Raw genomic sequence first — 16,792 nt, forward strand, 5'->3', positions numbered from 1 at the left:
CTTGACCCCCTCTGGAGTTCATGGTGCTGGGTCGGCGGCGGGGACGCGGCCGAGGTCGCGGTCCTTGAGGCGGTAGCTGTCGCCCTTGAGCGGGACGACGTCGGCGTGGTGGACGAGCCGGTCGATCATGGCTGCGGCCACGACGGGGTCGCCGAAGACCTCGCCCCACCGGCTGAATGGCTTGTTGGAGCTCATGATCACGCTGGCGCGTTCGTATCTGGCGGCGATGAGTTGGAAGAACAGGTTGGCGGCCTCGGCCTCAAACGGGATGTAGCCGACCTCGTCGATGACCACGACGGGGACGCGGCCGAGGGCGCGGAGTTCGTCCTGGAGCCGGCCGGCGGCGTGGGCGGCGCCGAGCCGGTCGACCCATTGGGCGGCGGTGGCGAAGGCGACGCGGTGACCGGCCAGGCAGGCGCGGATGCCCAGCGCGATGGAGAGGTGGGTCTTGCCGGTGCCGGGCGGGCCGAGGAACACCACGTTGGCGCGGGCGTCGACGAAGTCGAGCTGGCCGAGATGGCCGATCAATTCGCGCTTGACGGAGGTCTGGTGGTCGAAGTCGAAGTCCTCCAGGGTCTTGCGGGCCGGGAACTTCGCGGCTTTGATGCGGGCCTGGCCGCCGTGGGCGGCGCGGGCGTCGACTTCTTTCTCAAGGCACGCGGCGAGGAACGCCTCGTGGGTCCAGCCCTCCTCGCGGGCCCGGTCGGCCAGCCGCGGGGCGGCCGCCGCGAGGGACGGGGCCTTCATGGCCCGGCACAGGTAGGCCAGGTGGCTGTCGGTGGCCGACGCCGGCGTGGTTGCCATCAGGCCACCCCGAGCAGCCGGTCGTAGTCGGCGAGGTCCCGCTGCTCCACACCGGTGTCGGGGCCGGCGACGGGCAGCTCGAGCAGCTGGGCGCGGGCCTTGCGGGCGGCGTCGTGGGCCGGGTCGGTGATGGTCTGATGCTTGGCGAGGACCCGGTCGTGGCGGGCGACCTCGTCGCGGCCACAGGTCACCACGACCTGATCGGCGGTGCGGCGGATGGTGACCTTGCGGCCGATCGCGCCCGGGTGGACGGAGTAGTCGTTGGTGTCCACCCGCACCCAGTGGTCGGCGCCCAACCGGACGGTGTGGGTCCAATCGACATCGGGCGGCACCGGCGGCAGCGGCAGCATCGCGGCCAGGTCGGCGTCGATGCGTTCGGAGGGCCGCTGGCGCAGCCCGGCGTGGACCCTGACGTTGGCCCGGTCCTCAAGCCACAGGCCCAGCTGGGTGTTGAAGTCGTCGATCGAGCCGAAGCTGCGTCCGGGCATGAAGCTCGTTTCCAGGTAGCCGTTGGCCCGCTCCACCACCCCCTTGCGCTCCGGGTGGCCCTTGGCCAGCACGATCGAGCCCATCCCCAACGTGCCTCGGAACGCCAAGTACTCCTGGGTGTAGACCAGCTTGCGGCCCCGCCGGACGCTGATCGCGGGCTCGCCGTCATACACCCCCTTGCGGGGCACCCGGCCCAGGTCGCGGAGGCACCACAGGTGCCCGCCGAGCACGTCGTGTTTGTCCTTGGACGGGATCATCCGGGCGGTGATCCACCGCGAGTAGCAGGGCACCCCGACGATCACCGGCAGCACCGCGGTCTGTCCGAACCCGACCGGCACCTTCAGGTCCTCGGGGAACCACAGGTCCCACTGGGCCAGCTCGCCCTCCCGATAGACGGTGCGGCCATACCCCTCCGGCAGCAGGTAGGCCGGACGCAGCTCACGCACCCGGTCGCGCAGCACCGTCATCCCCCGCGACCAGCCGATCCGCTCGGCGATCACCGTGGCCGGCATGTCCGGCGTGGCCTTGAGCAACTGGCGGATCTGCGGCTCGAACGCATCCACCGCCGACCCCGCCGCCTCCCGCTCGTACTTCGGTGGCGACGCCGAGCGGATCGCCGCCCGCACCGTGTTGCGCGACAACCCCGTCGCCCGCACGATCGCCTTGATCGCCATCCCCTCAGCGAAATGCAACCGGCGGACCTCAGCCCACTGCTCCACGTCAATCACAACCCTTCCTCCTGACTCGACGACACGATCGAGTCAGGGTCAGATCCCACCCGCCCACAGCAGGTGAACCACGACGAAGGGGGTCAAGATTCGCCCGTCGTCAGGGGGTCAGTATTGGGCCGCTACCGACAGTCGCGGGGGTGACCGTCGGGACGCACCTGCTGGTCGTGCTGCTCGTGCTGAGCGCGGGGGCGTGGTCGACACCCCTCCTCACTCCCCGTCTGCCGTGGGCGGTGTTGGTCGCCGGTTTCGCCGCTACCGGCGCGGCGCGCATCCGCCTGCGGCTGCGTTCGGCGTCCCACGAGTTCGTGGTCGACGAGCTGGCGATCGTCGTGGGGATCTTCACCGCAACGCCGCTCGCTTTGGCGTCCGCTGCCGGGTTCGCCACGCTGGGCTGGCAGCTGTGGCGTCGCCGTCCCCTGCTGAAAGCCTCCTTCAACGTGGGCATCGCCATGCTGGAGGCGTCGGTGGCTGCGTGGGTCGCACATGGCCTGCTTGCCCCGCACACGGAGCTCGGACCAGCCCAGTGGGGCGTGTCGTGGCTGGCCGTCCTGCTGGCCATGTCCGCGAGCACGCTGCTGATCCGGAGGGTGATCGCGTTGACGGCAGACTCCGGGGATGCGCAGGAACCCGCGCCACCGCCGGTCTCCTACGTCCCGATCTGGATGTTCTCCAGCGCGCTGGTGGGCCTCGTCCTGGCCGGCATGATGCTGGTCCTCGAGGACCCAAGGGCCGGCGTCCTGCTGGCCGGGCCGGTCGGGGTGGTCCTGCTGGCCTACCGGGCGCATGCCGCTGCGCTCGCCGAACGGGTCCGCCTGCTCCACGAGAGTCAGCACGACCCCCTCACCGGGCTCGCCAACCGGCGGGGACTGGTCCAGACGATGGCGAACATCCCTCCGAAGGCGCCCGTCACGCTGCTCTCGATCGACCTCGACGACTTCAAGGCGATCAACGACGCCCATGGGCACGCGGTCGGCGACGAGGTCCTGCGAGTCATCGGGCTTCGCCTCCGAGGCGTGGCCCGACGTCACGACCTGGTCGCTCGGATGGGGGGTGACGAGTTCGTCGTCCTGCTCTCCCCCGCCCCCGAGTACACCGACCAGGTCGTGGAACGGGTCAAGGGTGTCCTCCACGAACCGGTGCACGTCGGCGAGCTGACCATCCCGTCCTCCGCCAGCATCGGTGTCGAGACAGGGCCGCTCGATGGGTTGCTCGACCGCGCCGATCGCGCGATGTACCGGGCCAAGCGCACACGTGAGCGACCGCTCGAGCTGCCCGCCGCGTCCGACGGCGGCAGCTAACCGGCGAGGCGCTCCCCGGCACGAACAGCGAAGGGCAGGGTGTTGGTCGGCGGGGCCAACGGGCACGACCAGCGCGGGTCGTGCACGCAGGAGGGGTGGTAGGCGAAGTTGAAGTCCAGGACCAGGCGACGGTCCGCGCCGCCGAGGTCGGCAGACTTCGCCCCGTCCAGCAGGTAGCGGCCGCCACCGTAGGTCTGGTCGCCGCTGGTCGCGTCGCGGAACGGGAGGAAGAGTCCGCCGCCGTACTGCCGCAACCAGTAGAGGGTCAGGGTCCCGACGTCGCCGCCGCGGTCGATCCTGACCGTGCCGATCGGCTCGGCCATCGTGACGCCGTCGCCGGAGTGGGGCAGGCCGACGGGCTGGTCGTCGACCGGCGGGCCGACCTCGACCTCCAGGCGCCAGGTCGGATCGTGGTCCCAGGTCGGGATGGTGGCCGGCGGCTGTGCGGACTCCGCCCACACCCCGGAGGGGTGGGTGAACAGGGCGTCACGTCCCTCGCGCCACAGCGACCATGCCGACAACGGATCCGGGGCACGTCGCAGGTCGGCGTAGACCTCGGCCATGCGTCGGCGGTAGTCGGCGAGGTCGAGGACCGTGGCGGGCGATGGACCGGATTCGTCAGCAGGCGCAGGAGATGTCACCCTGCGGCCAACACGCGGTCACCGGGGGGATATTTCCATTGTCGCCCGGTTCGGGCTTGAATGACCGGGTCGAGCCGCTGACCGCACAACCCACTGGAGCAATCGATGCGACGACTTCTGGCGGCCCTGGCCGCAACGACCCTGCTGCTGACCGCCTGCAGCGGCACCGACGACAGCACCGACGACGCGGCCGTCGAGGCCCCTGCGGACGACAGCGCTGACGACAGCACCGACGACGGTTCCGACGACGGCGAGGGGGCTGCGGAGGACGGCGAACCGTTCGTCTTCGGCATGATCCTCGTCGGTCCCCGTGACGACCGCGGCTACTCCCAGGCCCACTTCGAGGGTGGCGAGTACATCGAGGCGAACCTGCCCGGCGCCGAGATGATCGTCGTGGACTCCGTCAACCCGGCCGACAAGCCCGAGATCTCCGTCGAGTCGGTCGTGACCGACATGATCGACCAGGGTGCGCAGCTGATCTTCGCGACATCCGACGACATGCGCGACGGCATCCTCGCCGCCGCTGCCGAGCACCCCGACGTGCCGATGATCTGGTCCTCCGGTGACTCCGCGTGGGAGGACGGCGAGGGTTACCAGCCCGACCTGACCAACCTCGGCAACGTCTTCGGACGGATGGAGCTGACCAAGGCCCTCGCTGGCTGCGCAGCGGCGATGACCACCGAGACCGGCCACCTGGCCTACCTCGGTCCCATCGTCAACTCCGAGACCATCCGCCTGGTCAACTCCACCTACCTCGGCGCCCGCCACTGCTGGACCGAGACGCGCGGCGAGGCCGCGGAGGACCTGACCTTCGAGGTCACCTACATCGGCTTCTGGTTCAACATCCCCGGCGTCACCCTGGACCCGACCCAGGTCGTCAACGACTTCTACGCCGGTGGCGCCGACGTCGTCCTGTCCGGCATCGACACCACCGAGGCGATCGTGCGGACCGGGCAGCTCGCCGAGGCCGGCGACGCCGTGCACGCCGTGCCCTACGACTTCCTCGGCGCCTGCGACGAGGCCCCCGACGTCTGCCTGGGTGTCCCCTACTTCAACTGGGGCCCGGCCTACCTCGAGACCGCCCAGTCCGTCGTCGACGGCAGCTTCGCCGGTGACTTCCGCTGGCTCGGCCCGGATGCCGACGACATCAACGACCTCGACGCCAGCACCGTGGGCTTCCTCAAGGGCCCGGGCCTCGGGGACGACGCCGCTGCGGCGGTCGACGAGCTGACCGCTGGCCTGCTGGACGGATCGGTGGGACTGTTCGCCGGCCCGCTGGTCCTGCAGGACGGCACCACCTACGTCGCCGACGGCGAGGTCGCCACCGACCAGCAGGTCTGGTACTTCCCGGGGCTGCTCGAGGGCATCGACGGCACCGCCGAGACCCAGGAGTAGCGACCCCACGTGCTTGAGGTCATCGACGTCCACAAGCGCTACGGCACGGTGAAGGCCAACGACGGTGTGGCCTTCACCGTGCAGCCGGGCGCGCTGCACGGCCTCGTCGGCGAGAACGGGGCCGGCAAGTCCACGATCGTCGGCATCGTCTCGGGCGCCCGCCGGGCCGACGCCGGACGGATCCGCCTCGACGGGGTCGACCTGGACATGTCCGGCCCGCGGGACGGCTTGGCGGCCGGCATCGGCCTGCTGCACCAGGACCCGATGGTGCTCGGCCCCATGACGGTGCTGGAGAACTTCCTGCTGGGGAGCCACGGCCACCTGTCGAGGGCGGAGGGTCGTCGTCAGCTGGCCGCAACCTGTGACCGGCTCGGCTTCGAGCTGCCGCCCGACGCGGTGGCCCGCACCCTGACCGTCGGTGAACGCCAGCAGCTGGAGATGGCGCGGCTGCTGGCCGCGGGTGCCCGGGTGCTGATCCTCGACGAGCCGACGACGGCGATCTCCGCGGACCAGCGCGAGCTGCTGTTCGCCGCCCTGCGTCGGCTGGCCGACGAGGAGGGGCTCAGCGTCGTCTACGTCACCCACAAGCTGGAGGAGCTGGCCGAGCTGTGCCACCGGGTGACGGTGATGCGCGCCGGCCGCGTGGTCGGCGAGCGCGACCTGCCCGTCTCCGACGCCGAGCTGGTGGAGCTGATGTTCGGCAGCAGCCCGGAGCTGGGCGAACGCGAGGCCGTGACCGTCGGCGCACCGCTGCTGCGCCTGCACGGCGTGGGTGCGCTCGACGGATCCACCACGGTGGCCGACGCCGACCTGGTCGTGCACGCCCGTGAGGTCGTGGGGCTGGCGGGCATGGAGGGGTCGGGCCAGCGCAGCCTGCTGCGGCTGGCCGCCGGGGTGCTGGCTGCCGAGGCCGGCACGATCGAGCTGGCCGACGCGGGAGCCGACAGCGATGGCCTCGTGGACGTGACGCGCGAGTCTCCCCGTCGGCGGCGGGCGATGGGCCTGGAGTTCCTGCCGGCGGACCGCCTCGCCGAGGGGCTGGTTCCCGGGCTGACGGTGGCCGAACACGCCGACCTGGCCGGGGCGGTTCCCGTCCGGTCGGGCTGGCGGCGCTTCTGGCGCGACGACGACGCGGCGGTTGCCGTCGCCGAGCGGGCCATCGACACCTACCGCATCAAGGCCACCCCGACGTCGACCCCGGAGCAGCTGTCGGGCGGCAACCAGCAGCGGCTGCTGCTGTCACTGGTGGGCGACGACGTCGACGTGCTGCTGATGGAGCACCCGACCCGTGGCCTCGACGTCGCCAGCGCCGAGTGGGTCTGGGACCTGCTGACCGCACGGGCCGACGCCGGTGCCGGGATCGTCTTCTCCTCCTCCGACCTCGACGAGCTGCGCCGCCGGGCCGACCGCATCCTGGTCTGCTTCGCCGGCCGCATCATCGCCAGCCTCGACGCGGCCGACGCCGACCCCGACACCCTCGGGCACCTGATCGGCGGCCGCGAATGAAGCTCGTCACGACCTGGATCGCCCCGGTTGCGGTGGCGCTCCTGGCGCTGGTCGGCCTGATGGTCCTCGCCGACGCCCCACCCGGCGAGGCGCTGTCGTTGCTGGTCAGCGGCTCGCTCGGTTCGACGACCAAGCTGGCCGACACGTTCGTCGTCTGGGTGCCCCTCGCGCTCGCGGCCGCCTCCCTGTCGGTGACGTTCACCGCCGGGCTGTGGAACATCGGTGTCGAGGGGCAGATCATCGCCGGCGGCATCGGCGCGGCATGGGCGTCGCGGATCGTGCCCGGCCCGACCGTCGTGGTCCTCACCGCAGCGGTGCTGGCCGGGATCGCCGCCGGCATGGCCTGGGGACTGCTCACCGGTGTCCTCAAGGTCCGCGGACGCGTCAACGAGATCTTCGCGGGCGTCGGCCTGAACTTCGCCGCCACGGGCCTTGCGATCTACCTGATCATCGGCCCGTGGTCGCGCAGCGGTGTGGCGTCGACATCGGGGACCGACCTGTTCCGGGACGAGGCATGGTTCCCGACCCTCGAGGGCCTGCGCCTGGCGCCGATCGCCCTCGGGCTCGCCCTGGTCGGGGTGCTCGGCGTCTGGTTGCTGCTGCGCGGCACCCGTTTCGGGCTGCGCCTGCGGGCTGTCGGCGCCAATCCCGCGGCGGCCGAACGGCTCGGCGTGGCCGTGCAGCGCACCACCCTCGCGGCGTTCGCGATCGGTGGCGGGCTGGCCGGGCTGGCCGGTGCCCTGCAGGTCGGCGCGGTCCACCACAAGCTCGTCCCCGCCATCTCCGGCGGCTACGGCTTCGTCGGCATCCTGCTGGTCCTGCTGACGGCGTACCGTGTGCTGCCCGCGGCGGCGCTGGCCGTGTTCTTCGCCGCGGTGGGCGTGGGGGCCAGCCAGCTGGAGCTGCGGCTGGACCTCGACTCGGCGCTGGCCGGCGTGTTCACCTCCACCCTCGTCCTGCTCGTCCTGATCGCCCGTGGGGTCGGCGGACTGCGTCGTCGTCCCTCGGTCGTCGACCCCCTCCGGAAGGTGACCGAGTAGTGGAGGCCACCCTCGCCGCCATCGTTGCGGCCGCTGCCCCGCTGGTCTTCGCCAGCGTCGGCGAGACCCTGACCGAACGCGCCGGGGTGGTCAACCTGTCCCTGGACGGGTCGATCCTGCTGGCCGCCCTGACCGGATTCGCCGCCGCGTCGACCTCCGGCAGCGTCCTGGTCGGCTTCGCCGCTGCTGCAGCCGTCGGTGCGGTCGTCGCCGGCATCGTCGCCGTCAGCTCCATCCGCCTCGGGCTGAACCAGATCGCCGTCGGGTTCGTCCTCACCCTGCTGTGCGCCGAGCTGTCGTCGTTCCTCGGTGGACCGTTCGTCCGGGTGCCCGGCGAGTCGGTACCGGCCTGGCCGATCCCGGTGCTGTCGGACATCCCGTTCCTCGGCGAGGTCCTGTTCGACCACAACGCGTCGGTCTACGCCTCGATGCTGGTTGCCCTCATCGCCTGGTTCTGGCTGTACCGGACCCGCTTCGGGCTGGAGCTGCAGGCCATCGGCGAGCACCCGGCCGCCGCGTGGGTGCGCGGCATCGCCGTCAACCGCCTGCGTGTGGCCTACACCCTGGTCGGTGGCGCGCTGGTCGGTGTCGCCGGTGCGGCGTTCTCGCTGGACGTCAAGCTCGGCTGGTCGGAGGGGTCGACGACCAACTTCGGCTGGATCGCCCTGGCGATCGTCATCTTCGGCGGCTGGGATCCCGTCCGGGCGGCGCTCGGCTGCTACCTGTTCGGGGCGCTGCAGGTGCTGGCGCTGCAGCTGCAGCCGGTGTTCCCCGGCGTGTCGCAGATCCTGCCGATCATCCCGTTCCCGCTGATGATCCTGACCCTCGTCGTGGTCAACCACTCCACCTTCCGCACACTGACCGACCGCCGGCCCGGCCTCCGCTGGATCCTGCGCAACGACCCCCCGGCCGCGCTCGGCACCGCCTTCCAGCCCGAGTAGCCCGCCCGGCCAGACGGGTCCCCACGCGGACGAAGCCATCCCGAGCGGACGGAGCCATCGCGAGCGGACGGAGCCATCCCGAGCGGACGGAATCGCCTCCGAAATGGCAGGGGTGGGCGACGGTTGGAGGCGATTCCGTCGGCGAAACCCCGCGTTCGAGCGGTTTGTGCCATCGGCCCGAGGCGATTCCATCCAACGGCGGAGGCGATTCCATCCGGGTGGGGTCGGTCCGTGACAGGTGGCGGCTGCCCGGACACGAGAGGCTGGGCGCATGGAGATCGCACAGGAGAACCGCGTCGACCGAGAGGCGTTGCTGGACTTCGTCCGCCCGCGCCGAAACCTCGTCCTCGTCACCAGCCGGGCCGACGGCCGGCCGCAGGCCTCGCCGGTCACCGGCGCCGTCGGCAGCGACGGACGACTGCTGATCAGCAGCTACCCCACCCGGGCCAAGGTGGCCAACCTGCGCCGCTCGCCGGGTTGCGCGGTGATGGTGCAGTCCGACGACTTCAACGGCCCCTGGGTGCAGGTCTACGGCGACGCCGAGGTGCTCGACGGCGAGGACGGCGTCGAGGCGCTGGTGGACTACTTCCGCTCGGCTGCCGGCGAACACCCCGACTGGGAGGAGTACCGGCAGGCCATGCGCGACCGCGCCAAGGTGGCGATCGCCATCACCATCGACGACTGGGGTCCGATCGCCACGGGCGGCGTGCCGCCCGAGTTCGCCCCCGACGAGGAAGGCTGACGATGCTGACCCGCACACTCCACCTCGAAACGAGCTCCGACCCGGTCACCGATGTGACCGCCGAGGTCCGTGCTTTCGCCGCCAACGTCGGGCGCAGCGGACTCCTGCACGCCTTCCTGCCCCATGCCACCTGCGGCCTCGCGCTGCTGGAGACCGGGGCCGGGTCCGAACCCGACCTGGTCACGGCGTTGAACGGGTTGTTGCCTCGCGACGACCGTTGGCAGCACAGCCACGGCTCGCCTGGCCACGGTGCCGACCACGTCCTGCCGGCGTTCGTCTCCCCGTCCCTCGTCCTGCCCGTCGACGACGGCGAGATCGCGTTGGGCACCTGGCAGTCCGTCGTGGTGGTCGACACAAACGTCGACAACCCGCGCCGCACCCTGCGCCTGTCGTTCCTGACCGGCGCCTGACGCGCGCCCGGGCCCGACGCGCGTCCGGGCCGAGACACGGCTACCTGAACACGACGACGCCCCCGACCGAAGTCGGGGGCGTGTCGTACAGCGGACGGTCAGACCGCCCGTTCAGGTCTGTGGGTTACTCGGTGGGCTCGACGGCCGGGTCGGCCGCGGCGTCGCCGTCGGTGTCGATGTCAGCGTCGACGTCGGCCTCGATGTCATCGAGCTCGTCGGCGGCGTCGTCGATTTCCTGGTCGGCCTCGTCGATCGCCTGGTCGGCGCCCTGCTCGATGTCCTGGGCGTCCTGCTCGACGCCGTCACCGGTGTCGTCACAGGCAACCAGGCCGAATGCGAGGAGGCCGGAAAGGAAGATGGTCAGAAGTCGGGAGCGCATTGTGGTTCTCCTTGGGGGTTCGGGTACACGCCGTCGACTCGAACGACGTGCGGCTTCCACTGTTGCCACATCACTAGTCCCCAAACGGGGGTGAGGTTGGCCGTTGGATCAGGTGACCGAACGGCCAACTACTGCGGTAGTCAGTGCGCCTCTCGGTGTGCTCCGGTGGCGCCGACTCGGTCCTCGATGAAGGACTCGAACCGCTCGAGATCGCCACGAACGCGGCGTTCAGCGGCGTTGGTCCAGTCCGCGACCTTCTCCGCGAAGGACTCCGGCGACCAGGCCATCGTGACCTCGACCTTGGTGGTGGTGGGGTCGACGGCCTCGAAGGTGACCTTCCCGGCGTGTTCGACCTCGCCCTGGGCACGCCAGGAGATGATCCTGTCGGGGATCTGCTCGTCGATGACGGCGTCGAACTCGCGCTTGACCAGACCGATCTCGGTGGTCCAGCGAAGGTGCGTGTCGTCGAGCTGCTCGACCTTCTCCACACCTTCCATGAACCGGGGGAACTCCTCGAACTGAGTCCACTGGTCGTAGACGGTGCGAACCGGCTTGTCGACGGTGACGGATTCGGTGAACGTGGTGCTTGGTTCCATGACAATGCTCTACCTCCGAACCCCGGTTGCCCAAACCACGAAATTGTCGTGTACGTCACGTCCGGCCCCGCCGATAGCATCGCCGGATGTCCTTGCCTGACAGCGCCCCTGCCGACAGCACGCCCGCCGACGTCGCCCCCGACGACAACCCCCTGTCCTCCCCGAGCGACCTGCCCTACGGGTTGCCACCGTTGGACCGGATCACCCCGCAGCACATCGTCGAGGCGATCGAGGCAGGGCTGGAGGCCCAGCGCAAGGAGTGGGAGGCGATCGCCACCGATCCCGCCGAGCCGACCGTGGACAACACGGTGGTGGCGCTGGAGCGATCCGGCCGGCTGCTCAACCGGGCGCTGACCATCCACTGGACCCAGTCGAGCTCCTGCATCGACGACGTGGTCACCGATCGCGACGAGTGGCTGGCCCCCCAGCTGGCGGCGCACACCGACGCCCTCTACCTGGACCAGCGCATCTTCCAGCGCCTCGACGCCGTGCACGACCAGCGAGACGCCCTCGACCTGGACGCCGAGACGTGCCGGCTGGTCGAGCGCATCCACACCGACTTCGTCAGGGCCGGCGCGGCGCTCGACGCCGAGGACCGCCAGCGGCTGTCGGACCTGAACCGCCAGCTGTCGGAGGCGGGTGCCCGTTTCAAGCGGCTGCTGGTGGAGGGAACGAAGGCCAACGCCGTGCACGTGACGGAGGTCGCCGAGCTGGTCGGCATGTCCGAGGACGCCCTGGCATCCGCCGCTGCGTCCGCCCAGGAACATGACCTGGAGGGGTGGCTGCTGCCGCTGGTCCTGCCGTCGGGTCAGCCGGCGATGTCGTCCCTGACCGACCGGCGCACCCGTCGACGGCTGTACGAGGCGTCGGTCACGCGATGCCTCGGTGGACCGCACGACACCCGTCCGATCGTCGCGGAGATCGTCGGCCTGCGGGCCGAACGGGCTGCCCTGCTCGGTGCACCGACCCACGCCGCCCATGTGATCGCCGACCAGACCGCCGGCGATGCGGACACGGCGATGGAGACCCTGCGCGGCCTGGTGGGACCAGCCACGGCCAACGCCCGCGTCGAGGCCGCCGAGCTCGAGGCGCTGCTGCTGGCCGACGGCGAGGACGGCCCGCTGCAGCCGTGGGACTGGGCGTACTACGCCGAGCGCGTCCGCAGCGACCGCTACGGCGTGGAGGAGGAGGCGCTGCGGCCCTACTTCGCCTTCGATGCCGTGCTGCGCGACGGGGTGTTCGCCGCGGCAACCGACCTGTACGGGATCACCTTCGTCCAGCGCGACGACCTGCCCACCTACCACCCCGACGTGCAGCTGTTCGAGGTGTTCGACCACGACGGCGATGGGCTTGGGCTGTGCCTGATCGATCCGTGGTCACGGCCCTCCAAGCGCGGTGGGGCCTGGATGACGACGCTGGCGGACCAGTCGGCGCTGCTGGGCGGCCGTCCCGTAGTGACGGTCACCCACAACATCCCGCGTCCCGCCGGTGACGGCCCGGCGCTGATGACCGTGGATGCCGTCCGCACGTTGTTCCACGAGTTCGGCCACGCGCTGCACGGCTTGTTCTCCGATGTCACCTACCCACGGTTCTCGGGCACGTCGGTCCCGCGTGACTTCGTGGAGTTCCCCTCGCAGGTCAACGAGATGTGGGCGTTCGACCCGGCGATGCTGGCCCGCTACGCCCGCCACCACGAGACCGGCGAGGCGCTGGACCCGGCCGTCGTCGAGCGGCTCGAGGCGGTGGGGACCTACGGGGAGGGATTCGCGACGAGCGAGTACCTCGCGGCGGCGCTGCTCGACCTCGCCTGGCACACGATCCCGCCGGGCCGCACGGTGGCGGCTGACGACGTCGAGGCGTTCGAGCTCGACGCGCTGGCCGAGCTCGGGCTGGACCTGCCGTGGATCCCACCCCGCTACCGCACGACCTACTTCGCCCACATCTTCGCCGGCGGGTACAGCGCCGGGTACTACTCCTACATCTGGTCGGAGGTGCTGGACGCCGAGCTCGTCCAGTGGTTCGGCGAGCAGGGCGGCCTGCGACGCGAGAACGGCCAGGTGTTCCGCGACCGGCTGCTCGCGCGGGGTGGCGCCGAGGATCCCATGGCGGCGTTCGAGGCGGTGCGAGGCCGTCCCCCGACCCTCGCCCCGCTGCTGGAACGACGCGGGCTCAGCAGCTGAACCCTGAGGTCAGCGGGGCGCCTTCGGGATGACGATCCACAGCACGATGTAGGCGATCTCGCCGGCCCCGACGATGCCGAAGAGGAGGAACGCCAGCCGGACCGCACCGACGGAGACCCCGAACCGGGTGGCAAGGGCGGCGCAGACCCCGGCGATCATCTTCCCGTGGCGGGGACGCTGGAGTGCGACGGAATGCGTGGACACGGACAGTCCTTCCAGTTGGGTGATCGGTCTGTGCGAGGACTACCCGGTGACGCGGCGTCGACACGCGTCTGTGGACCTCAGGTGGCGGGATACTGGTCGTGGCGGGCCCACAGCTCGCGCCACTCCTCCTCCGACAGGGTCCGGTCGTTGGTCACCACGTCGACGAGCTCGAGGAAGTACTCCTCCCGGCGGGGGCCGGGCACGAAGAGGATGAGCATCGTCGACGGGTCCTCGCCCTCCTGCCTGAAGCCGTGGATGCCCCCCTCGGGGACGTAGACGACGTCGCCGGGCCCTCGGGTCACCCAACGCTGCCCGTCGTACAGGCCGACGGCGCCGTCGAGCACGATGAAGGTCTCGGCGATGTTGCGGTGGAAGTGCGGTGAGGCGCCACCGCTGTCTGGGCCCATCTCCCAGCGGAAGAGCCCGAACCGCCCCTCGGTCATGTCGTGGGTGACGAGGAACCGCATGGTGGTCGCGCCGAGCTGGTGGGTCTCGGCCTCGCGCAGGGGGCTGTCGACGGCGGCCACCCGGCCGTCCTGGCCGTACCACTGTCGGTCGGTGGGAAGCGTCACGGCCGGCATCATCGACCCACCGTCCGGCGAGGACAACCCCCTGTCGGTCGTCGACCACGATCCCCGGCCGGATGGGCTGTGGCCGTCCGTCCGGGGTGTCGCCTCCCCCGGTGCGGTACTCATGGATGCGTCAGTGATGGACAGCGAAGGCGCCCTGCCTTCGCCCGCAGTCTCCCCGCCACCCGAAGGAGCGCACGTGCGCACCCGAACCACCCTCGTCCTGGCCATGCTGGCGGTCCTCGCCGTCGTGGCCACCGCCTGCTCCAGCGACGACGCCGACACCACACCGACGGTTGTCCCCACGATCGAGGCAACGGCGACCACCCCGGCCGACCCGATGGAAACGGCCGCACCGGCCAGCAGCGACCCCGCCGTCACCCCGACGGCGGCCGCCCCGGCCGAGCCGATCCCCACCGAGCAGAACCCGACCGGCGAGGAGGCCACCCCGGACGACGCCGCGGCCGAGGACGCGGCACCCGGCAGCGCGGCCGCGCTGACGTTCGGGACCGAGAGCCCGCTCGAGGCAACTGCCTGTGAGCAGTCCGGAGGCGCCGTGCTGGTCACCAGCACCGCCGGCGATCAGGTCCGGGTCCAGGGTGGCGTCGACGACGCGGCCATGACCTACCTCTTCGAGGGCGCGGAGATCGCCGCGGAAACCACCACGATCGAGGCTCCGGCCGACGACGTCACCCGCTACGTCGGGACCTTCGACGGCAACGAGACCCTCGGGACGGAGTCAATCACCGCCGAGTTCAACGTTGGCCTGCCCCTCTGCTGATCTGGTCTTCCGCGGGGCGGTGACAGGGACCCGCCGAGGCTGCCCCTGGATTCACGATCCGGGGGCGGTGACGCGGTCGGGCAGCACGGCCCGGTCGATCGGCACGATCCGGGTACCGGACATGTCCAGCGCCTCCACCCGACCGTCGGCGTCGCGCTCGACGGTCACGGCCTCCCCCACCGAGGCATAACCGGGCCCCTCGACCATGACCCAGCGGTCCGGGTCGTCGGCATCCGGCTCGAGCCGAACGGTCGCGGCCACCGGATTGGGGACCGTCGGGGACAACAGGTACGCCCGACCGCCCAGCACGGCGACGTCGCGAACACCCCACAACCATGCGTAGCGGCCCTCGGGGACCCGCGCCCGGGCGTCGTCCACGGGGCCATCGACGGGCGCCGCTGCGGCGTCGACGAGGCGGATGATCCCTTCGACCAGCTCGGGCGCGGGACCGTCGATGGCGTTGGTCAGCACCGACACGACCAGCCCGTCCTCGGGCAGGGCGACCGTGCTGGTGATGTGGCCGGCCCACCCCCCGTTGTGGCCGACCCCGCTGCGTCCGGCGATTCGCGAGGTGATGAATCCCAGCCCGTAGCCGCCATCGGGCACCCCCTCGACCTGCTGGACGGGTCGTTGCAGGCGGCGCTTCGACGCATCCGTGAGGAGGCGTTCGTCGCCCGGCAGGTGGGCCGCCATGTAGGTGCACAGGTCCGCGGCGGTCGACCAGACCCCCGTCGCTGCGGCCATCGCGTTGGTCGGGACCTGGTCGATGGGGACCCGCCTGTCGGCCCACGCCAGCCCGGTGTGGCCGGTCGCCCACGGGCCGTCGACGTCCGGGGTCCAGTCCGGCCCGGTGTCGGCGAGCCGGAGCGGGTCGAGGATCCGTTCCTGCACCTCCTCCGCCCAGCTCCGGCCGGTCACGGCCTCGATGACCTGGCCGAGCAGGGCGTAGCCGATGTTGGAGTACTTGAACCGGACGTCGGCGCCGGTCACCGTTCCCTCGGCCAGCACCCGCTCGGCGAGGGTGTCGGCATCGAGGAACGGCGCCTCGTGCTGCCAGTGGGCGCTGCTCGCGGAGTCCCGAGGGATGCCGCCCGCGTGGGCGAGCAGCTGGAAGAGGGTCAGGTCGGCCACCGGCGAGTCGCTGTCGTGCAGCCAGTCCAGGCGGGTACCGACCGGGTCGTCGAGGCGGAGATGCCCCTCCTCCACCATCTGCGCCAGCACCGTCGCGGTCATCGTCTTGGAGTGCGAGGCGATCCGGAAGCGATGCGCCGCGGTCAGCGCCTCCCCCGACGCCTCGTCGGCGACGCCGTGCGCGGTCGAGAGGACGAGCTCGCCGTCGAACCAGACGGCGGCCTGCACTCCGGGGACGCGGGTGGCGCGCTGGCGGAACGCCAACCAGCGGTCGGCGTAGCGGACCGCATCGTCGACGGCGGCACGGGTGATCGGATGGGAGCCCATGGCCGGCGATGCTAGACGCCAGCCGGGACGCGGCGGCCCGCTCAGGAGTACGGAGCAGGACCGCCGCGTCCAGCGGTCCGAGGCGGCGGACGGCTTCCCCACCGCACGCGCACCTCGGGCTGGCGGTGCCTCGAACGGGCCTGGCAGGGCCACGATCGAATCACACGTCTGTAGTTCTGCCGCCGATGGTACCGAAGGCCGGAGGGTGGGACCACCCGGCCGGTAGGGTCGAGGCGTGCCCCTCGTCTTCCCCTACGACTTCGATCGCCGCTTCGCCCCCATCTGGTGGCCCCTCGGCGCCCGAGAAGGGCGCGACGGGGTGACCGTCAGCGCCGACACCTTCGAAGCGACCTACGGCCGCTTCGTGCTGCGCACGCCGATCAGCAACATCGCCTCGGCGGAGAACACCGGGCCGTACAACCCGCTGAAGTCCGTGGGCCTGCGGATGTCCATGGCCGACAGCGGGCTGACCATGGGCACCACCGGTGCCAGCGGCGTGTGCGTCACCTTCCACGAGAAGGTGGGCCGCGTCATCGGTCCGTGGTCGCACCGGGGCCTGACGGTGACCGTGGCCGACCCGGATGGCCTCGTCCGGGCCCTGGGGTTCGGCGCCGGCAGCTGAGCGGTC

Annotated in this window: 18 protein-coding genes; 10 read left to right on the top strand and 8 right to left on the bottom strand. The window is 71.2% G+C overall.

Annotated features, from left to right (window positions below; translation table 11 throughout):
• Positions 1 to 18: 18 nt before the first annotated feature.
• Positions 19 to 804, bottom strand: a complete 786-nt coding sequence (gene istB, locus DVS28_RS16125) for an IS21-like element helper ATPase IstB (RefSeq protein ID WP_114589836.1) — start codon at positions 802 to 804, stop codon at positions 19 to 21.
• Positions 804 to 2,021, bottom strand: coding sequence for an IS21 family transposase (istA, locus tag DVS28_RS16130; RefSeq protein WP_114589837.1), 1,218 nt, complete (start codon positions 2,019 to 2,021; stop codon positions 804 to 806). The genes istB and istA overlap by 1 nt, the downstream gene beginning before the upstream one ends.
• Positions 2,022 to 2,161: 140 nt before the next feature.
• Between istA and DVS28_RS16135 the strand changes: the two genes are divergently transcribed.
• Complete coding sequence (locus DVS28_RS16135; RefSeq protein WP_114592372.1) at positions 2,162 to 3,322, top strand: GGDEF domain-containing protein; 1,161 nt, start codon at positions 2,162 to 2,164, stop codon at positions 3,320 to 3,322.
• On the opposite strand, the gene DVS28_RS16140 is transcribed toward DVS28_RS16135, so the two are convergent.
• A complete protein-coding gene (locus DVS28_RS16140) occupies positions 3,319 to 3,963 on the bottom strand; it encodes a DUF1684 domain-containing protein (RefSeq protein ID WP_216826083.1) in 645 nt (214 codons plus the stop codon). The genes DVS28_RS16135 and DVS28_RS16140 overlap by 4 nt on opposite strands.
• A 105-nt stretch (positions 3,964 to 4,068) precedes the next feature.
• Between DVS28_RS16140 and DVS28_RS16145 the strand changes: the two genes are divergently transcribed.
• The 6 genes from DVS28_RS16145 to DVS28_RS16170 all read left to right on the top strand — a co-directional run bounded on the left by DVS28_RS16145 (position 4,069) and on the right by DVS28_RS16170 (position 9,997).
• Complete coding sequence (locus DVS28_RS16145; RefSeq protein ID WP_114592374.1) at positions 4,069 to 5,358, top strand: BMP family lipoprotein; 1,290 nt, start codon at positions 4,069 to 4,071, stop codon at positions 5,356 to 5,358.
• Between the two features lie 9 nt (positions 5,359 to 5,367).
• Positions 5,368 to 6,864, top strand: coding sequence for an ABC transporter ATP-binding protein (locus DVS28_RS16150; RefSeq protein WP_114592375.1), 1,497 nt, complete (start codon positions 5,368 to 5,370; stop codon positions 6,862 to 6,864).
• Positions 6,861 to 7,904, top strand: coding sequence for an ABC transporter permease (locus DVS28_RS16155; protein WP_114592376.1), 1,044 nt, complete (start codon positions 6,861 to 6,863; stop codon positions 7,902 to 7,904). The genes DVS28_RS16150 and DVS28_RS16155 overlap by 4 nt, the downstream gene beginning before the upstream one ends.
• Positions 7,904 to 8,845, top strand: a complete 942-nt coding sequence (locus DVS28_RS16160) for an ABC transporter permease (protein WP_114592377.1) — start codon at positions 7,904 to 7,906, stop codon at positions 8,843 to 8,845. The genes DVS28_RS16155 and DVS28_RS16160 overlap by 1 nt, the downstream gene beginning before the upstream one ends.
• A 271-nt stretch (positions 8,846 to 9,116) precedes the next feature.
• The gene (locus tag DVS28_RS16165; protein ID WP_114592378.1) at positions 9,117 to 9,587 is read left to right on the top strand and encodes a PPOX class F420-dependent oxidoreductase; all 471 of its coding nucleotides are present in this window, start codon (positions 9,117 to 9,119) and stop codon (positions 9,585 to 9,587) included.
• Between the two features lie 2 nt (positions 9,588 to 9,589).
• Positions 9,590 to 9,997 (top strand): YjbQ family protein, encoded by a 408-nt coding sequence (locus tag DVS28_RS16170; protein ID WP_114592379.1) that lies wholly within the window; start codon positions 9,590 to 9,592, stop codon positions 9,995 to 9,997.
• 124 nt (positions 9,998 to 10,121) lie between these two features.
• Here DVS28_RS16170 and DVS28_RS16175 read toward each other — a convergent pair whose 3' ends face one another.
• The gene (locus DVS28_RS16175) at positions 10,122 to 10,376 is read right to left on the bottom strand and encodes a hypothetical protein (protein ID WP_114592380.1); all 255 of its coding nucleotides are present in this window, start codon (positions 10,374 to 10,376) and stop codon (positions 10,122 to 10,124) included.
• A gap of 140 nt (positions 10,377 to 10,516) precedes the next feature.
• Positions 10,517 to 10,972, bottom strand: a complete 456-nt coding sequence (locus tag DVS28_RS16180) for an SRPBCC family protein (protein WP_114592381.1) — start codon at positions 10,970 to 10,972, stop codon at positions 10,517 to 10,519.
• Between the two features lie 86 nt (positions 10,973 to 11,058).
• Between DVS28_RS16180 and DVS28_RS16185 the strand changes: the two genes are divergently transcribed.
• Positions 11,059 to 13,152, top strand: a complete 2,094-nt coding sequence (locus DVS28_RS16185; protein ID WP_114592382.1) for a M3 family metallopeptidase — start codon at positions 11,059 to 11,061, stop codon at positions 13,150 to 13,152.
• Positions 13,153 to 13,161: 9 nt separating this feature from the next.
• Here the strand turns inward: DVS28_RS16185 and DVS28_RS16190 are convergent, their stop codons facing one another.
• Positions 13,162 to 13,356 (bottom strand): PspC domain-containing protein, encoded by a 195-nt coding sequence (locus tag DVS28_RS16190; RefSeq protein ID WP_245973551.1) that lies wholly within the window; start codon positions 13,354 to 13,356, stop codon positions 13,162 to 13,164.
• A gap of 77 nt (positions 13,357 to 13,433) precedes the next feature.
• Entirely contained in the window at positions 13,434 to 13,928 is a 495-nt protein-coding gene (locus tag DVS28_RS16195; protein ID WP_164710632.1) for a cupin domain-containing protein, read from the bottom strand.
• 196 nt (positions 13,929 to 14,124) lie between these two features.
• Between DVS28_RS16195 and DVS28_RS16200 the strand changes: the two genes are divergently transcribed.
• Complete coding sequence (locus DVS28_RS16200; protein ID WP_164710633.1) at positions 14,125 to 14,706, top strand: hypothetical protein; 582 nt, start codon at positions 14,125 to 14,127, stop codon at positions 14,704 to 14,706.
• A gap of 51 nt (positions 14,707 to 14,757) precedes the next feature.
• Here the strand turns inward: DVS28_RS16200 and DVS28_RS16205 are convergent, their stop codons facing one another.
• On the bottom strand, positions 14,758 to 16,164 hold the full coding sequence (locus tag DVS28_RS16205; protein WP_114592385.1) for a serine hydrolase domain-containing protein: 1,407 nt from the start codon (positions 16,162 to 16,164) through the stop codon (positions 14,758 to 14,760).
• 235 nt (positions 16,165 to 16,399) lie between these two features.
• Between DVS28_RS16205 and DVS28_RS16210 the strand changes: the two genes are divergently transcribed.
• Complete coding sequence (locus DVS28_RS16210; protein WP_174236209.1) at positions 16,400 to 16,786, top strand: hypothetical protein; 387 nt, start codon at positions 16,400 to 16,402, stop codon at positions 16,784 to 16,786.
• The last annotated feature ends 6 nt before the right edge of the window (positions 16,787 to 16,792 follow it).

Origin of the sequence: Euzebya pacifica, assembly GCF_003344865.1 — a bacterium.
Lineage (GTDB): Bacteria > Actinomycetota > Nitriliruptoria > Euzebyales > Euzebyaceae > Euzebya > Euzebya pacifica.